Here is a 24864-nt window from a genome sequence, read left to right on the forward strand (position 1 = left end):
ATCAGTACAGAATCGGTGGAGCGGTAGTTCAGTTGGTTAGAATACCTGCCTGTCACGCAGGGGGTCGCGGGTTCGAGCCCCGTCCGTTCCGCCACCCTTTTAGGGGCGTAGTTCAATTGGTAGAGCACCGGTCTCCAAAACCGGGTGTTGGGAGTTCGAGTCTCTCCGCCCCTGCCAGATAGAGAAAAATCCTTTGCTTAGGCAAAGGATTTTTTTTTGTCTGCAATTCAGAAAATTCAGCCCGCAGTAGCAAAAAACGCGTGGCTTACCCCGCTCATATGCAAAAATCACTCGTTTTAAAGAGCCGTTGAGCGGCTCTTTTGTCGTTTTTATCAACGTTTATTGCTCAGGTATTGACCGAAGATTTGATGAGTTGACGAATATGTGTTTGCTGATCGCTATTCTGTAACCAGACTGCATATAAAGGTCTGACGACAACGGCCGTGTCCTGTACAGAGAGAAGATCGCTATATTCTGCCTCCCAAAAGTCCGGTAAAAATGCACAGGCTCCGGTGGTATGTAGCAGCTGACGCGTTAAATGCGCAGAGGTTGTGGTCAGTACCGGGATGTCGTCAGCACCGGCCAGATAATTTTCATGTTGATGAAAATCGGCACCCCATTCCAGCTTAATGTAAGCATATTTCTCCTTTTTCTCTGATTTTCGCGATCTGAAGAGCGTCAGCGAAATATGACCGATTTGATGGCTTGTCAGCTCGTCCATTTTTGGGGCTTCAGTGGTGATCAACAGATCAAGCTGGCGCTCATGCAACTGCTTAACCAGCAGATGGCGTTGTGCAACGCGAGCCTCAAGATGCAGGCTTTCATGCTGCTGGTACAGCGTTTGCAGCCATGGCGTCAGATAAGCCTCCCAGAGCGAAGCGCTGGCCCCTATCGACAGTTCATGCTGCTGTTGGGTATGCGAGACCTCTTTTTTAGCCATTTGCCACGTATTCATCAGGCTCTCTGCATAGGGCAGCAAACGCTCTCCCGCTGAGGTTAGCCTGATATTGTTGCGATGCCGGGTAAACAGGTTCACGCCCAGCTGGTTTTCAAGCTGCCGAATGCGAAAACTAACGGCGGACTGCGTTAGATAGAGTGCTTCCGCAGCTCGTCCAAAGTGGCGAGTTCTGCTCACTTCAAGAAAGGTTTTTAGTAATTCCGTATCCACAGCTATCTCCTAAAAAACATTTGTCGTTATGATTTAAATGTTTTGTTTTACACTCTGTCAAGCCTATCTAATACTCCGCGCCATAAATAGCTCGGCCTTAAAAGAGTTAGGAGCGTGTAAAATGGCGGAAAGCTTCGCAACAACCAGTCGTTTTTTTGATAACAAACATTATCCCCGCGGGTTCTCCCGGCACGGCGATTTCACCATCAAAGAAGCCCAACTTCTTGAGCGTCATGGTTATGCTTTTAACGAGCTGGATCTGGCAAAGCGTGAGCCGACGACGGAAGAAGAGCGTCTGTTTATTGAGGTGTGCCGCGGCGTGCGTGAACCGCAAACCGAGGCAGAGAGAGTCTGGTCTAAGTACATGACCCGTATTCAACGTCCTAAGCGTTTTCATACCCTTTCAGGCGGTAAACCGCAGATGGAAGGCGTGGAAGACTATTCGGATAGTGACGATTAAGATGAAGGGGCTCCGGCCCCTTTTTCATGCCTACTACCCCAGACTTTTTTGTAGATGAATCAGTAATCGATCCATTCCCCGATAGCTCACCGCTTCAGTCAAATATTCCCGATTAATTTCATCATCACCCGCCAGGTCGGCGATCGTTCGCGCTACCTTCAAAATGCGCTGCCAGGCCCTCACCGACAGTCCTAGCTGATTCAATACCTGTTCCAGCCATTCGGCATCTTCATTTTTTAACATGCAGCAGTTTTTGATTTCATTATTACTCATCAGGGCGTTCACTTTCCCAATGCGCGCCAGCTGGCGTTCACGAGCAACGACAACACGTTGCCGGACGGTAGCACTGGATTCACTTTCACTCCTTTGTGCACTCAGCGTTCCGGTCGGTAGCAGCGGCACTTCCAGTGAAAGATCAAAACGGTCAAGGAAAGGGCCAGATAACCGGCTCAGATAGCGCAGCGTCTGCTGTGGAGAACAGCGATTATATGGGCCGCTATAGTGCCCTGTAGGGCTGGGATTCATCGCGGCGATCAGCTGGAATCGCGCCGGGTAGGTCACTTTAGCGCGGGCGCGGGATATACCGATCTCACCGGACTCCAGTGGCTCACGCAGGGCATCCAACGCACGGCGTTCAAACTCCGGAAGCTCATCAAGAAACAACACGCCGTTGTGTGCCAGTGATATTTCACCCGGCTTTGGCAACGCACCACCACCAACCAAAGCAAACAGAGACGCGCTGTGGTGAGGAGAGCGAAACGGACGCTGGCGCCAGTGAGCATGCATACCGTCACTCCTGACGAGGCTGGCAATGCAGGCACTCTCCAGTGCTTCCCGATCGCTGAGCGGCGGCATAAGGCTATTCAGACGCGTTGCCAGCATGGTCTTACCGGTACCGGGCGGACCGATGAGCAACAGATTGTGCCCGCCGGCAGCAGTAATCTCCAGTGCGCGCTTGGCCTGCTGCTGGCCTATGACTTCCTGCAGGTCACCTTCCACTGCCGGCAGGTCATCATGCTTTACGCACGCGCGTTCCAGCTGTGCTTCGCCATGCAGAAAAGCGCAGACCTCCAGCAAATCGCGTGCGAGTAGGTTATCACCGTGTTCTATCAGGCCAACCTCTGCGAGATTGTCCGCAGAGAGGATAAGCTGCCTTCCAGCCTCCTGAGCGGCCATGGCGGCCGGGATGACCGCCTGTACGCCCCGTAGAGCGCCTGTCAGCGCCAGTTCGCCCAGGAATTCATAATGCAGGAGTTTCTCCGCAGGAATTTGCTCTGAGGCTGCGAGAATGGCAACTGCGATAGGAAGATCGAATCTTCCCCCTTCTTTGGGTAAATCGGCCGGGGCCAGGTTAACGGTAATGCGCTTTGCCGGGAAAGAAAATCCACAGTTAATAATGGCGCTGCGTACCCGATCTCTGGCCTCTCTGACGGCAGTTTCAGGTAAACCCACCATGGAAAGCGCGGGAAGCCCGTTACTCAGATGAACTTCAACGCAAACCTGCGGTGCCTGAATGCCAATCGCCGCACGCGTGTAAGCAACAGATAGCGACATGGAACCTCCTTTTAGGCCACTGTGCGCAACTATTGTTCATCTGACGATTGGCAGAAGGAATCACTGTGAGACGGGCCGACAGCTATTTTGCGGTGATGCAGGGCGTTTCATCAGGTTGCGATCCGTCGCGAAAATTCCACTATGTGGAAATAAAGCGATCACGACAGGTGAGTATTGAAAATTCCTCAACATCCTCTTATCCACTGAATAACAATAGTTTTTACTTTTATTGCGGACGAGGTCATAAAATAAAATGATGAAAAAAGTTGAATATGGTTACGTAACTGTGATAACTCTATAGACATTAATTCGAACAAGTGAATTGAAAGAATCCAAATGAAAGCCCTTCTACGAGTCATTAGCCTAGTCGTCATTAACGTCGTCGTGATTATTATCACGCCGTGCGGGGCTACGCTCGGAGAAAGAAAGGCTTAAAAATCAAGCCTGAATTCGAAAGAACCCCCGCACCGAAAGGTCCGGGGGTTTTTTTTTGCAAGGCAAAACGTGTTAAGGAACATAAGATGAACAGTAGCATAAAATGCTGTTGTTCCCAGCAAGAGGCGGGGGAATAACTATGAATGGTGCACAGTGGGTGGTTCAAGCTTTGCGAGCGCAGGGAGTCGAGACCGTATTCGGCTATCCTGGTGGAGCAATTATGCCGGTCTATGACGCGCTCTATGACGGCGGTGTCGAACACCTACTGTGCCGCCACGAGCAGGGTGCTGCTATGGCCGCTATCGGCTTTGCCCGCGCAACCGGAAAAGTCGGTGTCTGCATCGCCACTTCTGGCCCCGGCGCGACCAACCTGATTACCGGTCTTGCCGACGCGCTGCTGGATTCGGTTCCCATTGTTGCTATCACCGGGCAGGTCTCTTCTGCGGTCATGGGCACCGATGCCTTCCAGGAGATCGACGTTCTGGGCCTCTCGCTGGCCTGTACCAAACACAGCTTCCTGGTGGAATCACTCGATGAGCTTCCGAGCGTGATGGCTGAAGCCTTCGCCATTGCCAAATCCGGTCGTCCCGGCCCCGTTCTGGTTGATATTCCTAAGGACATCCAGCTGGCCAGCGGCGATCTGACTGCCCATCTGCTGCCGGTTGAGCAGGAGCAGGCTCATCCGCACGCTGAGCTTCAGCAGGCCCGTCATTTGCTGGCGCAGTCGCAAAAGCCGATTTTATACGTGGGTGGCGGCGTAGGGATGGCCGATGCGGTGCATGCGCTGCGCGCCTTCGCTAAAGAAACCGGCATCCCTACCGTTGCGACCCTGAAAGGCCTGGGCACGCCGGACATGGAAGATGAGTGCTATCTCGGCATGCTGGGTATGCACGGCACCAAAGCGGCGAACCTCGCCGTTCAGCAGTGCGATTTGCTGATTGCCGTCGGTGCTCGCTTTGACGACAGGGTAACCGGCAAGCTGGACACCTTTGCCCCGCACGCCAGCGTTATCCATATGGATATCGACCCGGCGGAGCTGAACAAACTGCGCCGCGCACACGTTGCCCTGCAGGGCGATCTGAACAAGCTGCTGCCGGATCTCTATCAGCCGGTGGCGATCTCCGCCTGGCGCGAAGAGATCAAGGCGCTGAAAGCCGATCACGGCTGGCGTTACGATCACCCGGGCGAGGCGATTTTTGCGCCGTTGTTCCTGAAGCAGCTGTCGGACCGCAAAGCGGATAGCAGCGTAGTCACCACCGATGTCGGCCAGCACCAGATGTGGGCGGCGCAGCATATGAGCTTTACCCGCCCGGAGAATTTCATCACCTCCAGCGGTTTGGGCACCATGGGCTTTGGCCTGCCGGCAGCCGTGGGCGCACAGGTGGCCCGTCCCGACGATACCGTGATCTGCGTCTCCGGCGATGGCTCATTTATGATGAATGTACAGGAGCTGGGCACCATCAAACGCAAACAGCTGCCGGTGAAAATCGTGCTGCTGGATAACCAGCGCCTGGGTATGGTGCGCCAGTGGCAGCAGCTGTTCTTCGAAGAACGTTACAGCGAAACCAATCTCTCAGATAACCCGGACTTTCTCACACTGGCTAGTGCTTTCAATATTCCCGGCCAGCGCATTACCCGTAAAGATCAGGTCGACGCCGCATTAGACGCTTTGCTGCACAGTGAAGGGCCATACATGCTCCACGTCGCGATTGACGAGCATGAGAACGTCTGGCCTCTGGTACCGCCCGGTGCCAGCAACGAAAATATGATGGAGAAAACCTCATGATGCAGCATCAATTGTCTATCGAAGCGCGTTTTCGCCCGGAAATACTGGAGCGCATTTTACGTGTGATCCGTCACCGTGGTTTCCAGGTATGCACGATGAATATGGCTTCGCTGGCGAATACCGACAATATTAATATTGAATTGACCGTTGCCAGCCAGCGTTCAGTCGATTTACTGTCAACACAGTTAAGTAAATTGATGGACGTTGCATGCGTTCAGGTTCAACAACAGACAACACAACAAATCCGCGCTTAAGCGGGCAAGGAAATAAGCATGACGAAGAAAGCTGACTTTATCTGGTTCAATGGCGAGATGGTTAAATGGGAAGACGCGAAGGTGAGCGTTATGTCCCACGCACTGCACTACGGTACGTCCGTATTTGAAGGCGTCCGTTGCTATGACTCGCACAAAGGACCAGTGGTCTTCCGCCATCGTGAACATATGCAGCGCCTGCGCGACTCTGCAAAAATCTACCGTTTCCCTGTCAGCCAGAGCGTTGATGAACTGATGGAAGCGTGCCGCGAAACGCTGCGCAAAAACAATCTGAAAAGCGCGTATATTCGTCCGCTGGTGTTTGTGGGCGATGTGGGCCTGGGCGTGAACCCGCCAGACGGCTACAGCACTGATGTGATCATCGCCGCGTTCCCGTGGGGTGCTTACCTGGGTGCTGAAGCGCTGGAGCAGGGCATCGATGCGATGGTGTCTTCATGGAATCGCGTGGCACCAAACACCCTGCCCACCGCGGCGAAAGCAGGTGGTAACTACCTGTCTTCCCTGCTGGTTGGCAGCGAAGCGCGTCGCCATGGCTATCAAGAAGGTATCGCACTCGACACTCAGGGCTACATCTCTGAAGGCGCCGGTGAGAACCTGTTTGAAGTGAAAGACGGCATTCTGTTTACCCCGCCGTTCACCTCTTCCGCACTGCCGGGCATTACCCGTGATGCCATTATTAAACTGGCGCAGGATCTGGGCATCGAAGTCCGTGAGCAGGTGCTGTCGCGTGAATCACTGTACCTGGCGGATGAAGTGTTTATGTCCGGTACTGCTGCTGAGATCACACCGGTTCGTAGCGTTGATGGCATCCAGGTGGGTGAAGGTAAACGTGGTCCGGTTACCGAGCGTATTCAGTCTGCATTCTTTGGCCTGTTCACTGGCGAAACTGAAGACAAATGGGGTTGGCTGGATCCGGTTAACTCATAAGAACTATGTATTTTCTCGGGCGTCAGTTGACGCCCGCGTACCATCGATTTCTGGAGTAATAGAGCATGCCTAAGTACCGTTCCGCTACCACCACTCATGGGCGCAATATGGCGGGTGCCCGTGCCCTGTGGCGCGCCACAGGAATGACCGATGATGACTTCGGTAAGCCGATCATTGCAGTCGTCAACTCCTTCACGCAGTTCGTGCCGGGTCACGTTCACCTGCGCGATCTGGGTAAACTGGTCGCTGAGCAGATCGAAGCGTCAGGCGGCGTGGCGAAAGAATTTAATACCATCGCCGTTGATGATGGTATCGCCATGGGTCACGGCGGAATGCTCTATTCTCTGCCGTCACGTGAACTGATCGCCGACTCGGTCGAATACATGGTTAACGCACACTGTGCCGATGCCATGGTGTGTATCTCAAACTGCGACAAGATCACCCCGGGAATGCTGATGGCGTCGCTGCGCCTGAACATTCCGGTTATCTTCGTTTCCGGCGGCCCGATGGAAGCTGGTAAAACCAAGCTGTCGGATAAAATCATCAAGCTGGACCTCGTCGATGCAATGATTCAGGGCGCAAACCCTAACGTCAGCGATGCCGACAGTGACCAGATTGAACGTTCCGCCTGTCCGACCTGCGGCTCCTGTTCCGGTATGTTCACCGCCAACTCGATGAACTGCCTGACCGAAGCGCTGGGTCTGTCTCAGCCGGGTAACGGCTCGCTGTTGGCGACGCACGCCGACCGTAAAGAGCTGTTCCTGACCGCCGGTCAGCGCATCGTTAGCCTGACTAAGCGCTATTACGAGCAGGATGACGCCAACATGCTGCCGCGTAACATCGCGACCAAAGCCGCATTCGAGAACGCGATGACGCTGGATATCGCCATGGGCGGTTCCACCAATACCGTTCTGCACCTGTTGGCGGCCGCGCAGGAAGGTGAAATCGACTTCAACATGTCCGATATCGATCGCCTGTCACGCAAAGTTCCGCATCTGTGCAAGGTGGCGCCAAGTACGCCGAAATATCACATGGAAGACGTTCACCGTGCAGGTGGCGTGATCGGGATTCTGGGCGAGCTGGATCGTGCAGGGCTGATCGACACCAGCGCGCGCAATATCCTGCAGCAGACCATGCGTGAAACGCTGGATCAGTACGACATCATGCTCACCAAAGACGAAGCGGTGAAAAAGATGTTCCGCGCTGGCCCGGCCGGTATTCGTACCACACAGGCTTTCTCACAGGATTGCCGCTGGGACACGCTGGATGATGACCGTCAGGAAGGCTGTATTCGCACCCGCGAAAACGCGTTCTCTCAGGATGGTGGTCTGGCTGTGCTGTACGGCAACATCTCGGAAGATGGCTGTATCGTGAAGACCGCTAGCGTAGATGCTGAGCTGTTGACCTTCAAAGGCCCGGCAAAAGTCTACGAAAGTCAGGATGATGCGGTAGAAGCGATCCTCGGCGGCAAAGTGGTGGCGGGCGACTGCGTTGTTATCCGCTACGAAGGGCCAAAAGGTGGTCCTGGCATGCAGGAAATGCTCTATCCAACCACCTATCTGAAATCGATGGGGCTGGGCAAAGCCTGTGCGCTGATCACCGATGGCCGTTTCTCTGGGGGATCCTCCGGTCTTTCTATTGGGCACATCTCACCAGAGGCGGCAAGCGGTGGCACCATTGCGCTGATTGAGAATGGCGACATGATCGAGCTGGATATTCCGAATCGTCGCATCCATCTGGATCTGCCAGACAACGAAATCCATGCGCGTCGTGAAAAAGAGCTGGCGCGCGGTGATGAGGCATACACGCCACACGGCCGTGTGCGTCAGGTCTCCTTCGCCCTGCGCGCCTACGCCACTCTGGCAACCAGCGCCGACAAAGGTGCCGTCCGCGATAAGAGCAAGCTGGGAGGCTAACGATATGGCTGAGTCTCAACCGCTACCCGCACAGCCCTGTGGTGCGGAGTATCTGCGCGCGGTGCTTCGCGCGCCGGTGTATGAAGTCGCGCAGGTAACGCCGCTGCAGAAAATGGAGAAAATCTCCTCGCGCCTCGGCAATACTATTCTGGTTAAGCGTGAAGATCGCCAGCCGGTTCACAGCTTTAAGCTTCGCGGTGCCTACGCAATGATTGCCGGGCTAACCGAAGAGCAAAAGGCGCGGGGCGTTGTCACTGCGTCTGCGGGAAATCATGCTCAGGGCGTGGCGCTATCCGCTACCAAACTGGGTATTAAATCCCTGATTGTTATGCCGGTTGCCACGGCGGACATCAAAGTAGATGCGGTGCGGGCATTTGGCGGTGAGGCTTACCTGTACGGTGCTAACTTTGATGAAGCGAAAGCCAAGGCGATAGAGCTGTCGGAACAGCAGGGCTATACCTTTGTTCCGCCATTCGATCATCCGATGGTGATCGCCGGCCAGGGAACGCTGGCGATGGAGCTGCTGCAGCAGGATGCGCATCTCGATCGCGTGTTTGTCCCGGTAGGCGGCGGCGGTCTGGCCGCAGGCGTTGCGGTACTGATCAAGCAGCTGATGCCGCAGATTAAAGTGATTGCGGTTGAATCTAACGACTCGGCCTGCCTTAAGGCGGCGCTGGATGCCGGTCAGCCGGTCGATTTGCCACGCGTTGGGCTGTTTGCCGAAGGCGTGGCGGTGAAGCGGATCGGTAGTGAAACCTTCCGTCTGTGCCAGGAGTACATCGACGACATCGTGACCGTAGACAGCGACGCTATCTGCGCGGCGATGAAGGATTTATTTGACGATGTGCGTGCGGTGGCCGAACCCTCCGGTGCCCTGGCGCTGGCCGGGATGAAGAAGTATATCCAGCAGCACCAGATCAAAGGTGAACGCCTGGCGCATGTGCTGTCAGGGGCAAACGTCAACTTCCACGGTTTGCGTTATGTCTCAGAACGCTGCGAGCTGGGTGAACAGCGTGAGGCGCTGCTGGCCGTCACCATCCCCGAACAGCAGGGCAGCTTCCTGCGCTTCTGCCAGCTGCTGGGCGGGCGTTCGGTCACGGAGTTTAACTATCGCTATGCCAACGCCGATGATGCCTGCATTTTTGTCGGCGTCCGATTGACCCGCGGGCTGGAAGAGCGCCAGGAGATTCTGGAGCTTCTTACCGAGGGTGGCTACAAGGTGGTGGATCTGTCCGATGACGAGATGGCGAAACTGCATGTGCGCTACATGGTCGGCGGTCGTCCATCCAAGCCGCTGCGCGAAAGGCTGTTCAGCTTCGAATTTCCGGAAGCCCCGGGGGCGCTGCTGCGCTTCCTGCAAACGCTGGGAACGCACTGGAATATCTCTCTGTTCCACTACCGCAGCCACGGAACCGATTTTGGTCGCGTGCTGGCCGCGTTTGAACTGAGCGATAACGAACCGCAGTTCGAAGAGCACCTGGCGGCGCTGGGCTATGATTTCCATGATGAAACCAGCAACCCGGCGTTCCGCTTTTTCCTCGCCGGTTAAAGCAGATTCCAGAACGCATCAATAAGCGGCTCATTGAGCCGCTTTTTTTGTACGCAAACGCCCAGTTCGAACGGCGCAACCATCTCCACGTCTTCCAGTTCCAGAATACGGTTACGAACCGGTTCCGGGCTGTTCTCCAGCACCACATCCGGCAGCAGCGCAATACCGCAGCCCAGTGCTACCATCGAAACAATCGCTTCATGCCCGGATACCGTGGCGTAAATCATGGGATTCGCAATATGACGATGGCGAAACCAGAGGTCGATGCGGCGGCGCGAAGGCCCCTGCGCGGGCAGGATAAATGGGATCTGCGCCCAGTCCGGCTCTGCCTGGGTTGCCTGGTTACGTACCGGGCAGGGCAGTGCGGGCGCAATCAATACCAGCGGGATCAGCCCCAGCGGCATAAAGCCAATGCTGGCGGGGAGCGTTTCCGGGCGGCCGGCGATGGCGATATCCACTTCGTTTGACTGCACCTTCTCCACCGCATCGGCGGCATCGCCGGTGGTTAGCTTGATTTCAACCAGCGGATGTTCCGCGCGAAAGCGGTCGAGAATGGGCGGCAGGTGGCTGTAAGCGGCGGTCACCGAACAGAACAACTTCAGTTCACCGCTCAGCGATGGGCCATTCTGCCCGATGGCGTGGCGCATCTGCTGATACTGCAGCAGCGTCTGCTGAGCGAACTGCCGCAGGCGCTCACCGGCATCGGTCAGGGTGACAGTGCGGTTATCGCGCAGGAACAGCGCCTGGCCCAGGTCTTCTTCCAGCCGCTGGATCTGGCGGGAGAGCGTGGAGGGGCTGACGTGCATGGCGCGCGCACTGCGCCCGAAATGACGGCTTTCCGCCAGATGAAGGAATAATTTCAGGTCGCGCAAATCCATGGAATCGAGCCTCGTTTTTACGTTGCAGAACATGCAATGTCACGTTGTTAATATATCAATTTCAGCAATAGATTTCCTGTCATATGATAGGGTCTATTCAGGGCGGAGAAATCGACAGCCCGGACAACAAATAATACGCGAACACAACCTCAGGAGTGCCCATGTCTAACTATTTCAACACTTTGAACCTGCGCAACCAGTTAGCGCAATTAGGTAAATGCCGCTTCATGGCGCGCGAAGAATTTGCTGATGAAGCAAGCTACCTGAAAGGTAAAAAAGTCGTCATCGTTGGTTGTGGTGCACAGGGCCTGAACCAGGGTCTGAACATGCGCGATTCTGGCCTGAACATCTCTTACGCTCTGCGTGCAGAAGCGATCGCTGAGAAACGTGCTTCATGGCGTAAAGCGACCGAAAACGGTTTCCAGGTGGGCACTTACGAAGATCTGATCCCACAGGCTGACCTGGTTGTTAACCTGACTCCAGACAAGCAGCACTCTTCTGTTGTTCAGGCAGTACAGCCGCTGATGAAAGACGGCGCTGCGCTGGGCTACTCTCACGGTTTCAACATCGTTGAAGTGGGTGAGCAGGTTCGTAAAGACATCACCGTAGTGATGGTAGCGCCTAAGTGCCCGGGTACGGAAGTTCGTGAAGAATACAAACGTGGTTTCGGTGTGCCGACGCTGATCGCGGTTCACCCGGAAAACGATCCGAAAGGCGAAGGCATGGCGATTGCTAAAGCCTGGGCAGCAGCGACCGGCGGTCACCGTGCGGGCGTGCTGGAATCCTCTTTCGTTGCGGAAGTGAAATCTGACCTGATGGGCGAGCAGACTATCCTGTGCGGTATGCTGCAGGCTGGTTCTCTGCTGTGCTTCGACAAGCTGGTGGCGGAAGGTACTGATGCGACTTACGCAGAAAAACTGATTCAGTTCGGCTGGGAAACCATCACCGAAGCCCTGAAGCAGGGTGGTATCACGCTGATGATGGATCGTCTGTCTAACCCGGCTAAACTGCGTGCTTATGCGCTGTCCGAACAGCTGAAAACCATCATGGCTCCGCTGTTCCAGAAGCACATGGATGACATCATCTCCGGTGAGTTCTCTTCCGGTATGATGGCTGACTGGGCTAACGACGACAAAAACCTGCTGGGCTGGCGTGAAGAGACCGGTAAAACCGCATTCGAAACTACCGCACAGTTCGAAGGCAAAATTGCCGAGCAGACCTACTTCGACGAAGGCGTAGTGATGGTTGCCATGGTGAAAGCGGGCGTTGAGCTGGCGTTTGAAACCATGCTGGATGCGGGCATCATCGAAGAATCTGCCTACTACGAATCACTGCACGAGCTGCCGCTGATTGCGAACACCATCGCACGTAAGCGTCTGTACGAAATGAACGTGGTTATCTCTGATACTGCAGAATACGGTAACTACCTGTTCTCTTACGCGGCGGTACCATTGCTGAAAGAGTTCATGACCACGCTGCAGGCGGGCGATCTGGGTAAAGCAGCAAGCACTTCGACTACCGTTGATAACGCACAGCTGCGCGACGTGAACGAAGCGATTCGTCAGCACCCAATCGAATCTGTAGGCCGCACCCTGCGTGGCTACATGACCGATATGAAACGTATCGCAGTAGCAGGCTAATTCTCAGCGGATTAATCGTCTGTCAGAGCGAAAAATGGCACCCGAGGGTGCCATTTTTTATTTGCGGTACAGCACTTTAATGATGTGGTAGCCGAACTGGGTATGCAGCGGGCCCTGTGGTTCGATCAGCGGGCAGGAGAACACCACTTTATCGAATGCCGGTACCATCGCACCCTGTTTAAACTCACCCAGATGTCCGCCTTTTTTACCGGAAGGGCAGGTAGAGTGTTTCTTCGCCAGCTTTTCAAAATCACCACCCTGCTTCAGCTGTTCCAGCAGATCCAGTGCCTGTTTCTCTTCTTTAACCAGAATGTGTAGTGCTGCTGCCATTTTCGCCATGTTGTTCTCCAGAATATTGAGTCAGTCAGGCCAGTAGGCCGGATGGCGCTTACTATACCTGCTCACTCTTTCCGGCGCGACTGCTCTACAGGCAGGCTTTCTTTGGTTATACTTCCTGCCTGTTTTATTAGTGGAATAATCAAGCTATGCGTCTGAATCCTGGTCAGCAACACGCCGTCGAATTTGTTACCGGACCCTGTCTGGTACTGGCTGGAGCCGGGTCGGGTAAAACGCGCGTGATTACCAATAAAATTGCGCATCTGATCCGCGAATGTGGCTATCAGGCGCGGCACATTGCCGCCGTGACCTTTACTAATAAAGCCTCGCGTGAGATGAAAGAGCGCGTGGCGCAGACGCTGGGCCGTAAAGAAGCGCGCGGGCTGATGATCTCCACTTTCCACACCCTCGGCCTGGAAATCATCAAGCGTGAATATGCCGCGCTGGGGATGAAATCTAACTTCTCGCTGTTTGACGATCAGGACCAGCTGGCGCTGCTGAAAGATCTGACCGAGGAGTGGCTGGAAAACGATAAAAATCTGCTTCAACTGCTGACCTCGACGATCTCAAACTGGAAAAACGATCTGCTGGATCCGCCGCGTGCCGCCGCAGGCGCGCAGTCCGAGCGCGACAAGCTTTTTGCCCACTGCTATGCGCTGTATGACAAACATCTGAAATCCTGCAACGTGTTGGATTTTGACGATCTGATCCTGCTGCCCACGCTGCTGTTCCAGCGCAATCTGGAAGTCCGCGAACGTTGGCAGCAGCGTATACGTTACCTGCTGGTGGATGAATATCAGGATACCAACACCAGCCAGTACGAACTGGTTAAGCTGCTGGTGGGCAGCCGGGCGCGCTTCACTGTCGTTGGGGATGATGATCAGTCTATCTACTCCTGGCGCGGGGCGCGGCCACAGAATTTGGTGCTGCTGCAAGAGGACTTTCCGGCTCTGCAGGTGATCAAGCTGGAGCAGAACTACCGCTCTTCAGAGCGAATTCTTAAAGCGGCAAATATCCTGATTGCCAACAATCCGCACGTCTTTGAAAAACGCCTCTTCTCCGAGCTGGGATACGGTGCTGAGCTTAAAGTGGTGATGGCTAACCATGAAGAGCACGAGGCCGAGCGGGTGGCGGGCGAGCTGATTGCACACCACTTTATCAATAAGACGCAGTACAAGGATTACGCCATTCTCTATCGCGGCAATCACCAGTCGCGGGTGTTTGAAAAAATGCTGATGCAGAACCGCATCCCATATCGGATTTCCGGCGGAACTTCGTTCTTCTCGCGCCCGGAGATCAAAGACCTGCTTGCCTATCTGCGGGTGTTAACCAATGCCGATGACGACAGCGCCTTTATGCGCATCGTGAATACGCCCCGGCGTGAAATCGGATCGGCCACGCTGCAAAAGCTGGGTGAATGGGCGATGCAGCGTAATAAAAGCCTGTTTACCGCCAGCTTTGATATGGGGCTGAGCCAGACGCTGACTGGGCGCGGACTGGAATCACTTCAGCGCTTTACCCACTGGCTGCAGGAAATTGCCCGACTGGCCGAGCGTGAGCCGGTGGCGGCGGTGCGCGATCTGATCCACGGCATCGACTATGAAAGCTGGCTGTTTGAAACCTCTGCCAGTCCGAAAGCGGCCGAAATGCGCATGAAAAACGTCAATACGCTCTTCCAGTGGATGACGGAAATGCTCGAAGGCAGCGATATTGATGAACCGATGACGCTGACGCAGGTGGTGACGCGCTTCACCCTGCGCGACATGATGGAACGCGGCGAGAGCGATGAAGAAGCCGATCAGGTCCAGCTGATGACGCTGCACGCGTCGAAAGGCCTTGAGTTCCCCTACGTCTACCTGGTGGGCATGGAGGAGGGTCTGTTACCTCATCAGAGCAGCATTGATGAAAACAACGTCGAGGAAGAGCGTCGGCTGGCCTATGTTGGCATCACCCGCGCGCAGAAAGAGCTGACCTTCACCCTGTGCCGCGAACGCCGTCAGTACGGCGAATTGATACGGCCGGAGCCCAGCCGTTTTCTGCTGGAGCTGCCGCAGGATGATTTGCAGTGGGAGCGAGAGCGCAAGGTGGTCAGTGCGGAAGAGCGGATGCAAACCGGCCAAAGTCGGGTAGCCGGTCTGCGGGCGATGCTGGATAAAGCAAAAAAATAATACGCGATATCAGACGACGGTCAGATTCCAGTGAACGTAGCTTTGCCAGTGAACTTCCTGCTCCAGCAGCTCGGCGCGCAGCGGATGCGCGCGTAGCCAGCCGGCGGGCAGCGTCAGATTCAGCGTATCATCATCGGCCTGTAAACGGACCGCGGGCAGCGTGTTATCGCGACGACGACTGGAGAAGATAATCGCCAGACGCAGCAGGCGGCACAGGCGCTCAGCCACGCGCGGCGGTACGGCATTTTGCTGGCTTAACAGCGCCAGATCGATGCCGTTGACCTGGTTCTGCAGCAGGGTGGCCAGCAGCTTTTTCTGCGCGGGTGTGAAGCCCGGCAGGTCCAGATGACGTATCAGATAAGCGGAATGCTGCGGAGCCTGGCGGAAATCGACGCTCAGGCCAATTTCATGGATTAAACAGGCACTCTCCAGCAGGTCGCGGCTCAGATCGTCCAGCTTCCAGCCGTGGCTGACCTGACGGGTAAAACTTTCTGCCAGCTGGCGAACACGCTCTGCCTGCTCAACATCAATCGCGAAGCGGCGCTGAATATTGTGCAGCGTGCGCTTGCGGATATCACGATCGACCGGAAGATGCAGCATGCCGTACACCAGGCCTTCGCGCAGTGCGCCACCGGCCAGCGTCATGCTGCTGATATTCAGTTCGGTGAAAATGGCGATAAGGATCGACAGCCCGCTCGGGAACACCAGAGCGCGTTCCAGCGTCAGCCCTTCGATTTCCAGCTCTTCCAGCTTTCCGCACTGAATAGCGCGCTGTTTGAGCTGCTGCAGTTTATTCAGGGTAATGCGTTCATCCATTCCCTGCGCCATCATGATTTCCTGCAGCGCCTGCACGGTGCCGGACGCACCCACACACACTTGCCAGCCGTGTTCACGCAGAACACTCGCTACCGGGCGGATCATTTCACGGGCAGCCTCTTCGGCCTGCGCGAAATTCTCTTTCCCCAGATGGCGGTCGGTAAAATAACGCTCCAGCCAGGTAACGCAGCCCATCGACAGGCTGAACAGCGAGGTGGTTTGCGAACCTTTGCCGGTGACCAGTTCCGTACTGCCGCCGCCAATATCCACCACCAGGCGTTTATCGGAACCGCCGGTTGTGTGGGCGACGCCCTGATAAATTAGCCGGGCTTCCTCTTCACCGCTGATCACATTGATCGGACAGTTGAGGATTTTCCTGGCCTTAACCAGAAAACTGTCGGCGTTGACGGCGATACGCAACGTGGCGGTGGCCACAACGCGAATTTGCTCCGGGGGAATATCCTGCAGCTGTTCTGAAAACAGCCGCAGACACTGCCAGCCACGCTCCATGGCCTCTTCAGAGAGATGGCTGCTGCCATCCAGACCGGCAGCAAGACGCACTTTACGCTTGATGCGGGCAATGGTCTGGATACTGCCAGCCACCTCGCGCACCACCAACATATGAAAACTGTTCGATCCCAGATCGATTGCAGCATAGAGTGATGACGCGCTGAGCATAGAGACGTTAACCTGAGCGTTTACGGTTAGGGTTTCGCGGTGCGCTTCCACGGCGATTGTTGTTACCCCCACGGCGCAGATTGTTGCCTGTGCGGTTGCGGGTTAAGCGTTTTGGCGGCGGCAGTTCACTCATCAGCGCATCGCTGTTATAGCGGCTGACCGGAATGCTGTGGCCAATATACTCTTCAATCGCGGGCAGGTTCAGCGCGTACTCTTCACAGGCCAGGCTGATTGAGTGTCCGTTAGCGCCGGCGCGGCCGGTACGTCCGATGCGGTGAACGTAATCTTCGCGATCGTCAGGCAGATCGTAGTTAAACACGTGCGTGACCGCAGGAATGTGCAAACCACGGGCGGCGACGTCAGTCGCAACCAGGATATCCACATCACCTTTGGTGAAATCGTCCAGAATACGCAGGCGTTTTTTCTGAGCCACGTCACCGGTCAGCAGACCGACGCGATGACCATCGGCGGCCAGGTGGCCCCAGATATCTTCACAGCGATGCTTAGTATTGGCGAAAATAATTGCCCGGTCAGGCCACTCTTCTTCCAGCAGCGTTTGCAGCAAACGCATCTTTTCTTCGTTGGAAGGATAGAACAGCTCTTCTTTAATACGGTGCCCGGTTTTTTGCTCTGGCTCGACTTCAACGTACTCGGCGTTGTTCATATTTTCGAAAGCCAGCTCACGCACGCGGAACGACAGCGTGGCGGAGAACAACATATTCAGACGCTGGTTAGCGGCAGGCATGCGGCGGAACAGCCAGCGGATATCTTTAATGAAGCCGAGATCGAACATGCGATCGGCTTCGTCGAGGACAACGACCTGGATAGCACCTAAATTAACGTGATTTTGTTTCGCGTAATCGATTAAACGGCCCGTGGTGCCAATCAGAATATCGACACCGCTTTCCAGCACTTTCAGCTGTTTATCATAACCATCGCCGCCGTAGGCCAGGCCGAGTTTCAGCCCGGTAACCTGCGCCAGCGGTTCCGCATCCGCGTGGATCTGAACGGCCAGTTCACGCGTCGGAGCCAGAATCAGCGCGCGCGGTTGGTTAACCTGGCGGCCTTCCGGAGCAGGGTGAGAAAGAAGATGATGAAACGTTGACGTTAAAAACGCCATCGTTTTGCCCGTACCGGTTTGCGCCTGACCTGCTACATCACGCCCGGAGAGCGTAAAAGGTAATGCCAGCGCCTGAATAGGCGTGCAATTATGAAACCCTTTATTATCAAGAGCTTCAATGACCTGAGGATGCAGGGCGAAGTCGGAAAACTTCTTTTCGGTTAAGTGTGTTTTGCTCATAGTGTGGTAGAATATCAGCTAAGTATTGCTTTACGAAAGCATATCCGTTGAAATAAAAGCAGTGAAATTGTTAACCTGATGCTGCTTAACGCTACATCATCAAGATTAAGATAATCCCCCTGGAGTAAACATGAGCGCTCAAATTGTTCACCTGTCCGATGATAGCTTCGAAACTGATGTCCTGAAAGCTGATGGTTTAACGCTGGTAGACTTCTGGGCAGAATGGTGTGGCCCTTGCAAGATGATTGCCCCGATCCTGAACGAAGTTGCCGAAGAGTATGAAGGCAAGCTGACTATTGCCAAGCTCAACATTGATGAGCACCCGGCTACCGCGCCGAAATACGGCATTCGCGGTATCCCTACGCTCCTGCTGTTTAAAGGCGGCGAAGTCATTGCGACCAAAGTTGGCGCACTGTCTAAAGGTCAGCTCAAAGAGTTCCTGAACGCGAACCTGGGCTAATCATGCTTTGCCGGCGACTGGCGGTTTGGAATTTTTCTCAGACCGCTAGACGACCGGCATTAAGCGTGCTAAGTTAAATCTACTGCACGACGAACTTACCTTGTAGTTTGCACCTTATAGAATGACTCCTTGTTGAACACTGTATTCATCAGAATATTACAGCTACTCAGCAATCTGACGGTTAGTATCTATTGATTTTCCGGCTTCTTGTCCTCACCGTCCCTTCGTTTCAGATCTGCGTTTTCCTGCACGTGATCATCGAGCGGACTTCGGAATCAAGAGCCAATTAAACAGGCATGGATCTTTCGCCATACCATTTACGACAAACAATTCAAGTTTTACCCCGAGTTTAAGAACCCACCATTATGAATCTTACCGAATTAAAAAATACGCCGGTTTCAGAACTGATTACCCTCGGCGAAAATATGGGGCTGGAAAACCTGGCGCGCTTGCGCAAACAGGACATCATTTTCGCCATCCTCAAGCAGCATGCTAAAAGTGGCGAAGATATCTTCGGCGATGGCGTTCTCGAGATATTGCAGGATGGATTTGGTTTCCTCCGCTCCGGAGACAGTTCCTACCTCGCAGGCCCCGATGATATCTACGTTTCCCCTAGTCAAATCCGCCGCTTTAACCTCCGCACTGGTGACTCCATCTCTGGCAAAATCCGTCCGCCAAAAGAGGGTGAGCGTTACTTTGCGCTGCTGAAAGTTAACGAAGTTAACTACGACAAACCGGAAAATGCGCGTAACAAAATCCTGTTTGAAAACTTAACCCCGCTGCATGCGAATTCTCGTCTGCGTATGGAGCGCGGTAACGGGTCGACTGAAGACCTTACCGCACGCGTGCTGGATCTGGCATCACCGATTGGCCGTGGCCAGCGTGGCCTGATCGTGGCACCGCCGAAAGCCGGTAAAACCATGCTGCTGCAGAATATTGCGCAGAGCATCGCTTATAACCATCCTGACTGTGTGCTGATGGTGCTGCTGATTGACGAGCGTCCGGAAGAAGTGACCGAGATGCAGCGTCTGGTTAAAGGTGAAGTGATTGCTTCTACCTTCGACGAGCCGGCATCACGCCACGTACAGGTTGCCGAGATGGTGATCGAGAAGGCTAAGCGCCTGGTTGAGCATAAAAAGGATGTGATCATCCTGCTGGACTCCATCACCCGTCTGGCGCGTGCCTACAACACCGTTGTTCCTGCCTCTGGTAAGGTTCTGACCGGTGGTGTGGATGCGAACGCCCTGCATCGTCCAAAGCGTTTCTTCGGTGCTGCACGTAACGTTGAAGAGGGCGGAAGCCTGACCATCATCGCTACGGCGCTGGTCGATACCGGTTCTAAAATGGATGAAGTTATCTATGAAGAATTTAAAGGTACCGGCAACATGGAGCTGCATCTTGCGCGTAAAATCGCCGAGAAGCGCGTGTTCCCTGCAATCGACTATAATCGTTCAGGTACGCGTAAAGAAGAGCTGCTTACCACATCCGAAGAGCTGCAAAAAATGTGGATCCTGCGCAAAATCATTCACCCAATGGGCGAAATCGATGCGATGGAATTCCTCATTAACAAACTGGCGATGACCAAAACAAACGACGAATTCTTCGACATGATGAAACGTTCGTAATGGTTTGATGATGCTTTGAAAGCGGCGCGCTCCTGTAGCGTTGCTGTTTTTATTGTCTTCGCCAAAAAACAAACTCGGGTAACGCCACGCTTAGTCGTGGCGTTTTTTGTTTTTGACCTATACGCTAACCGGTTAAGGGAGAACTAAACCTGGTGTATGGTGCAGGACTGCAATAAAACGACGTTAGTTTTGCTCGTCCTGATCGATTAAATCAGAATTACACGGATGATTATGGCACTAATTTTGCTTATAACATTACGCAATTCTTCGCAGAGAGCTGATTAATGTGAATTTACTCAATATGAGTACTGAGCTTGCACTGACTTTTGTTTTTTCGCTGGCGTTTCTATTTTTTGCCCGTAAGGCAGCTAAGAAAATCGGTCTGGTTGACAGACCTAACTATCGCAAGCGCCATCAGGGCGTGATCCCGCTGGTGGGTGGTATTTCCGTGTTTGCCGGCAGCTGCTTCGCTTTTGCCATTTCCGATTACTACATTCCCCATTTTATGCTTTATCTGGGATGTGCAGGCAGCCTGGTGCTGGTTGGCGCTCTGGATGACCGCTTTGATATCAGCGTGAAACTTCGTGCCGTGGTTCAGGCTGGCGTCGCCGTGGTGATGATGGTGAAGGCCAAGCTGTATCTGTTCAGCCTGGGCCACATTTTTGGCCCCTGGGAACTGGTCGTTGGTCCGTTTGGCTACGTGCTGACGCTGTTTGCCGTCTGGGCCGCGATCAACGCCTTTAATATGGTTGACGGAATTGATGGCCTGCTGGGCGGCCTGTCCTGCGTTTCATTTATGGCGATGGGCATCATCCTGCTCTTTGACGGCCAGACCAGCCTGGCGATGTGGTGTTTCACGATGATCGCTGCCATTGTCCCCTATATTCTGCTTAATCTCGGGATGTGCGGTGGTCGCTACAAGGTCTTTATGGGCGATGCCGGCAGCACCCTGATCGGCTTCACGATTATCTGGATCCTGCTGGCCGCCACCCAGGGGGAAAGCCACCCGATCACCCCGGTTACCGCGCTGTGGTTGATCGCTATTCCTTTGATGGATATGGTCGCTATTATGTATCGCCGTCTTAGCAAAGGGATGAGCCCTTTCTCGGCAGATCGTCAGCATATTCATCACCTTATTATGCGTGCGGGCTTTACCTCACGGCAGGCATTTATGCTGATTACGCTGGCGGCCGCGCTGCTGGCGGCGATCGGTGTGCTGGGCGAATACCTGAGTTTCACCCCGGAATGGGTGATGCTGATCCTGTTTTTACTGGCTTTTATGCTTTACGGCTACTGTATAAAACGCGCCTGGCGCGTTGCGCGGATGATCAAACGTATCAAGCGTCGCCTGCGTAATAACAATAACGATAGCTAAACTTTTTAACTGATTGATAGATGCCCTGACAATAAGGAAATGATGTATGACCCATCCTGTTGCTGCCGATAACGAGCTGGATATTCGCGGTCTTTGCTGCGCGCTATGGCGCGGTAAATTCTGGATTATTGGTGGAGGTGTGCTGTTTGCTCTGCTGGCCTGGATTTACACGCTGCTGGTTACGCCGAAATGGAGCACCACGGCCATTACCGATCGGCCAACGGTTAACATGCTGTCCGGCTTCTATTCCCAGCAGCAGTTCCTGAATAACCTGGATCAGCGTGCTGGTAATCTCAGTCTGAACGCGCCACAGCCCACGGTGATGGATGAAGCCTACCAGGAATTTATCATGCAGCTTTCCGCCTGGGATACCCGGCGCGACTTCTGGCTGCAGTCCGATTACTACAAGCAGCGCCAGACCGGTAGCGCGCGGGAAAATGCGGCGCTGCTGGATGAGTTGATTGCCAACATCCAGTTCCAACCGGCGGACGCGGCGAAAAACATCAATGACACCGTTAAGCTGATAGCCGAAACCTCGGGGGATGCCAATACGCTGCTGCGCCAGTACGTGGCCTTCGCCAATGCGCGCGCGACAACGCATCTTAACGAAGAAGTGACCGGTGCCTGGGCGGCACGCAGCATCCAGTTGAAAGCGCAGATTAAGCGCCAGGAGGCCGTGGCCACTGCGATTTACGATCGTGAGATCCACAGCGTTGAGCAGGCGCTGAAGATTGCCCAGCAGCAGGGCTTCGAGCAGACGAAAACCGATACGCCGTCCGAACAGCTACCGGATTCCGAACTGTTCCTGCTGGGGCGGCCAATGCTGCAGGCGCGGCTGGAAAACCTGCGTGCCAGCGGCCCTTCTTACGATGTTGAGTACGACCAGAACCGTGCCATGCTGGCCACGCTCAACGTCGGGCCAACGCTGGTTAAGTCATTCCAGACCTGGCGCTATCTGCGTACGCCGGAAGAGCCGGTAACCCGTGACAGCCCGCGCCGTCTGTTATTGATGATCATGTGGGGAGCGGTAGGAGCCCTGACCGGTGCCGGGACCGCGCTGATACGCCGACCTCGCAAGGGTCATGTTGTTAATCAACGGACCAATTGAGAGAGCGCCGGTGAAAGTATTAACGGTTTTTGGCACGCGCCCTGAGGCGATAAAAATGGCCCCGCTGGTCCATGCGCTGGCGCAGGACCACGAAATTGAGTCCCGCCTGTGCGTCACCGCTCAGCACCGTGAGATGCTGGATCAGGTACTGCACCTGTTCTCACTGGTGCCGGATTACGATCTGAATATCATGCGTCCGGGACAGGGGCTGACCGAAATCACCAGCCGCATCCTTGAAGGGTTGAAAACGGTGTTTGCCGACTTTACCCCCGATGTGGTGCTGGTTCATGGCGATACCACCACCACGCTGGCAGCCAGCCTGGCGGCGTTTTATCACCGCATCCCCGTCGGGCACATTGAAGCGGGCTTGCGCACCGGGGATCTCTATTCCCCCTGGCCTGAAGAGGCCAACCGCACGCTGACCGGGCACCTCGCCAGCTACCATTTCGCGCCGACCGAACGTTCCCGGCAGAACCTGCTGCGTGAAAATCTGCCTGATTCGCGGATTTTTGTGACCGGCAATACGGTGATCGATGCGCTGTTCTGGGTACGGGACCGCGTGCTGAACGATGACAGCCTGCGCACCAGCCTTGCGGCGCGCTATCCGTTCCTGGATGCCGATAAAAAGCTGCTGCTGGTGACCGGACATCGTCGGGAGAGCTTTGGCGGCGGTTTTGAGCGTATTTGTAACGCGCTGGCGGAGATCGCCCGCCTGAATCCGCAGCTGCAGATCGTCTACCCGGTCCACCTCAACCCGAACGTCAGCGAGCCGGTGAATCGCATCCTGAAAGGTATCGACAACATCATCCTGATTGAGCCGCAGGAGTATCTGCCGTTTGTCTGGCTGATGGACAGGGCCTGGCTGATCCTCACCGATTCCGGCGGCATTCAGGAAGAGGCGCCGTCGCTGGGAAAACCGGTGCTGGTGATGCGGGATGCGACTGAACGCCCCGAAGCGATTGAGGCCGGTACGGTCAGGCTGGTGGGGACGGACGGTGCCAAAATAGTGAGTGAAGTGACCCGCCTGCTGACCGATGAGGCCGCATGGCAAACGATGAGTCACGCACATAATCCCTACGGCGACGGGCTCGCCTGCCAGCGCATCGTGCAGGCCTTAAAAAATAATCGGATTACATTATGAATTTCAACACCATTTCAGTTATTGGCCTGGGGTATATCGGCCTGCCAACCGCCGCGGCCTTTGCCTCACGCCAGAAGCAGGTTATCGGCATTGACGTGAATGCCCACGCAGTGGATACCATTAATCGCGGTGAGATCCATATCGTTGAGCCCGATCTCGATCGGGTGGTGAAAACCGCCGTTGAGGGCGGGTTTTTACGCGCCGCGACCCGCCCTGAACCCGCCGATGCCTTTCTGATCGCCGTTCCTACACCGTTTGAAGGTGACCATCAGCCAGATATGTCCTATGTTCGCGCCGCTGCGGCCTCGATTGCGCCGGTGCTGAAGAAAGGCGATCTGGTGATCCTGGAGTCTACGTCGCCGGTCGGTGCTACCGAGCAGATGGCCGAATGGCTGGCCGGCGAACGTCCTGACCTGAGCTTCCCGCAGCAGGCGGGCGACGCGTCGGATATCCACATTGCCTACTGCCCGGAGCGCGTGCTGCCGGGGCAGGTGATGGTTGAGCTGTTTAAAAACGATCGGGTCATCGGCGGCATGACCGCCACCAGTTCGCAGCGGGCCTGCGACCTCTACAATCTGTTCCTTGAGGGTGAGTGCGTGGTGACCAACGCCCGCACCGCAGAAATGTGCAAACTCACCGAGAACAGCTTCCGCGACGTTAACATCGCCTTTGCCAACGAACTCTCGCTGATCTGCGCCGAGCAGCAGATTAATGTCTGGGAATTAATCCGTCTGGCTAACCGCCATCCGCGGGTGAACATCCTGCAGCCGGGTCCGGGCGTAGGTGGCCACTGCATCGCCGTCGACCCGTGGTTTATCGTCGCGCAAAACCCGCAGCAGTCGCGCTTGATCCGCACCGCGCGTGAAGTAAACGACGCAAAACCTCACTGGGTACTTGAACAGGTGAAGCAGCAGGTGACAGAGTGCCTGATGGCCAGCAATAAGCGCGCCAGCGACCTGAAAATTGCCTGCTTCGGCCTGGCGTTTAAGCCGGACATCGACGATCTACGCGAAAGCCCGGCGATGCAGGTTACCCGGCTGATTGCCGACTGGCATCAGGGCAGCACGCTGGTGGTGGAACCGCACGTGCAGCAGCTACCGGAAAAACTGCGGGATAAAGTCACGCTGTTGGCGCTGGACGATGCGCTTCAGCAGGCGGATGTGCTGGTGATGCTGGTCGATCACCGCCAGTTCAAAGCCATTCAGCCTGAAGCCGTGCAGCAACGTTTTATCGTCGATACCAAAGGCGTATGGCGATGATCGCCGTTTCTGC

General features: G+C 55.0%; 21 protein-coding genes and 2 tRNA genes. 17 read left to right on the forward strand and 6 right to left on the reverse strand.

The features are described from left to right. The first annotated feature begins 17 nt into the window (after nt 1-17). Nucleotides 18-94, forward strand: a tRNA-Asp gene (locus EC836_RS23645). Nucleotides 95-101: 7 nt separating this feature from the next. After that, a tRNA-Trp gene (locus tag EC836_RS23650) sits at nt 102-177 on the forward strand. A gap of 169 nt (nt 178-346) precedes the next feature. Here EC836_RS23650 and hdfR read toward each other — a convergent pair. Next, entirely contained in the window at nt 347-1168 is an 822-nt protein-coding gene (gene hdfR / locus EC836_RS23655) for an HTH-type transcriptional regulator HdfR (RefSeq protein ID WP_123337764.1), read from the reverse strand. Between the two features lie 121 nt (nt 1169-1289). Here hdfR and EC836_RS23660 point away from each other — a divergent pair, with 121 nt between their 5' ends. Further along, nucleotides 1290-1628, forward strand: a complete 339-nt coding sequence (locus tag EC836_RS23660) for a DUF413 domain-containing protein (protein WP_123337767.1) — start codon at nt 1290-1292, stop codon at nt 1626-1628. Between the two features lie 33 nt (nt 1629-1661). Here EC836_RS23660 and EC836_RS23665 read toward each other — a convergent pair whose 3' ends face one another. Next, entirely contained in the window at nt 1662-3182 is a 1521-nt protein-coding gene (locus EC836_RS23665; RefSeq protein WP_123337769.1) for a YifB family Mg chelatase-like AAA ATPase, read from the reverse strand. 336 nt (nt 3183-3518) lie between these two features. Between EC836_RS23665 and ilvL the strand changes: the two genes are divergently transcribed. From ilvL to ilvA, 6 genes are all read left to right on the forward strand, one after another. Beyond that, a complete protein-coding gene (ilvL, locus tag EC836_RS23670) occupies nt 3519-3617 on the forward strand; it encodes an ilv operon leader peptide (RefSeq protein WP_072277511.1) in 99 nt (32 codons plus the stop codon). Nucleotides 3618-3756: 139 nt separating this feature from the next. Then, a complete protein-coding gene (gene ilvG / locus EC836_RS23675) occupies nt 3757-5403 on the forward strand; it encodes an acetolactate synthase 2 catalytic subunit (RefSeq protein ID WP_123337771.1) in 1647 nt (548 codons plus the stop codon). Beyond that, a complete protein-coding gene (gene ilvM, locus EC836_RS23680; RefSeq protein ID WP_123337773.1) occupies nt 5400-5657 on the forward strand; it encodes an acetolactate synthase 2 small subunit in 258 nt (85 codons plus the stop codon). The genes ilvG and ilvM overlap by 4 nt, the downstream gene beginning before the upstream one ends. Nucleotides 5658-5675: 18 nt before the next feature. Continuing rightward, nucleotides 5676-6602, forward strand: a complete 927-nt coding sequence (locus EC836_RS23685; RefSeq protein ID WP_123337775.1) for a branched-chain amino acid transaminase — start codon at nt 5676-5678, stop codon at nt 6600-6602. 65 nt (nt 6603-6667) lie between these two features. After that, entirely contained in the window at nt 6668-8518 is a 1851-nt protein-coding gene (ilvD, locus tag EC836_RS23690) for a dihydroxy-acid dehydratase (RefSeq protein WP_123337777.1), read from the forward strand. Between the two features lie 4 nt (nt 8519-8522). Then, nucleotides 8523-10067 carry a threonine ammonia-lyase, biosynthetic gene (gene ilvA / locus EC836_RS23695; RefSeq protein WP_123337779.1) on the forward strand — a complete coding sequence of 515 codons (1545 nt, stop codon included), beginning with the start codon at nt 8523-8525 and terminating at the stop codon, nt 10065-10067. Here ilvA and ilvY read toward each other — a convergent pair. Further along, nucleotides 10064-10945: an HTH-type transcriptional activator IlvY gene (gene ilvY / locus EC836_RS23700; protein ID WP_123337781.1), complete on the reverse strand. Its 882-nt coding sequence runs from the start codon at nt 10943-10945 to the stop codon at nt 10064-10066. The two genes, ilvA and ilvY, sit on opposite strands and share 4 nt — an antisense overlap. Nucleotides 10946-11106: 161 nt before the next feature. Here ilvY and ilvC point away from each other — a divergent pair, with 161 nt between their 5' ends. Further along, nucleotides 11107-12585, forward strand: a complete 1479-nt coding sequence (ilvC, locus tag EC836_RS23705) for a ketol-acid reductoisomerase (RefSeq protein WP_123337783.1) — start codon at nt 11107-11109, stop codon at nt 12583-12585. Nucleotides 12586-12642: 57 nt separating this feature from the next. Here the strand turns inward: ilvC and ppiC are convergent, their stop codons facing one another. Further along, entirely contained in the window at nt 12643-12924 is a 282-nt protein-coding gene (ppiC, locus tag EC836_RS23710; protein WP_123337785.1) for a peptidylprolyl isomerase PpiC, read from the reverse strand. Nucleotides 12925-13070: 146 nt separating this feature from the next. Here ppiC and rep point away from each other — a divergent pair, with 146 nt between their 5' ends. Then, entirely contained in the window at nt 13071-15089 is a 2019-nt protein-coding gene (gene rep, locus EC836_RS23715) for a DNA helicase Rep (protein ID WP_123337787.1), read from the forward strand. A gap of 9 nt (nt 15090-15098) precedes the next feature. On the opposite strand, the gene ppx is transcribed toward rep, so the two are convergent. Both ppx and rhlB read right to left on the reverse strand, forming a co-directional pair. Then, nucleotides 15099-16583 (reverse strand): exopolyphosphatase, encoded by a 1485-nt coding sequence (ppx, locus tag EC836_RS23720; protein ID WP_123337789.1) that lies wholly within the window; start codon nt 16581-16583, stop codon nt 15099-15101. A 7-nt stretch (nt 16584-16590) separates the two neighbouring features. Then, nucleotides 16591-17883, reverse strand: a complete 1293-nt coding sequence (rhlB, locus tag EC836_RS23725) for an ATP-dependent RNA helicase RhlB (protein WP_105595129.1) — start codon at nt 17881-17883, stop codon at nt 16591-16593. Nucleotides 17884-18013: 130 nt separating this feature from the next. Between rhlB and trxA the strand changes: the two genes are divergently transcribed. From trxA to wecC, 6 genes are all read left to right on the forward strand, one after another. Beyond that, a complete protein-coding gene (gene trxA / locus EC836_RS23730; protein WP_123337791.1) occupies nt 18014-18343 on the forward strand; it encodes a thioredoxin TrxA in 330 nt (109 codons plus the stop codon). A 365-nt stretch (nt 18344-18708) separates the two neighbouring features. Then, the gene (rho, locus tag EC836_RS23735) at nt 18709-19968 is read left to right on the forward strand and encodes a transcription termination factor Rho (RefSeq protein ID WP_062749087.1); all 1260 of its coding nucleotides are present in this window, start codon (nt 18709-18711) and stop codon (nt 19966-19968) included. 286 nt (nt 19969-20254) lie between these two features. Continuing rightward, nucleotides 20255-21343, forward strand: coding sequence for a UDP-N-acetylglucosamine--undecaprenyl-phosphate N-acetylglucosaminephosphotransferase (gene wecA / locus EC836_RS23740; RefSeq protein ID WP_123337793.1), 1089 nt, complete (start codon nt 20255-20257; stop codon nt 21341-21343). Nucleotides 21344-21389: 46 nt separating this feature from the next. Further along, nucleotides 21390-22451, forward strand: a complete 1062-nt coding sequence (gene wzzE, locus EC836_RS23745) for an ECA polysaccharide chain length modulation protein (protein ID WP_123337795.1) — start codon at nt 21390-21392, stop codon at nt 22449-22451. A gap of 10 nt (nt 22452-22461) precedes the next feature. Beyond that, entirely contained in the window at nt 22462-23592 is a 1131-nt protein-coding gene (gene wecB, locus EC836_RS23750) for a non-hydrolyzing UDP-N-acetylglucosamine 2-epimerase (RefSeq protein WP_123337797.1), read from the forward strand. After that, nucleotides 23589-24851 carry a UDP-N-acetyl-D-mannosamine dehydrogenase gene (wecC, locus tag EC836_RS23755; protein WP_123337799.1) on the forward strand — a complete coding sequence of 421 codons (1263 nt, stop codon included), beginning with the start codon at nt 23589-23591 and terminating at the stop codon, nt 24849-24851. The genes wecB and wecC overlap by 4 nt, the downstream gene beginning before the upstream one ends. The last annotated feature ends 13 nt before the right edge of the window (nt 24852-24864 follow it).

This window comes from Erwinia sp. JUb26, assembly GCF_003751505.1.
In the GTDB taxonomy this organism is placed as follows: Bacteria; Pseudomonadota; Gammaproteobacteria; order Enterobacterales; family Enterobacteriaceae; genus Erwinia.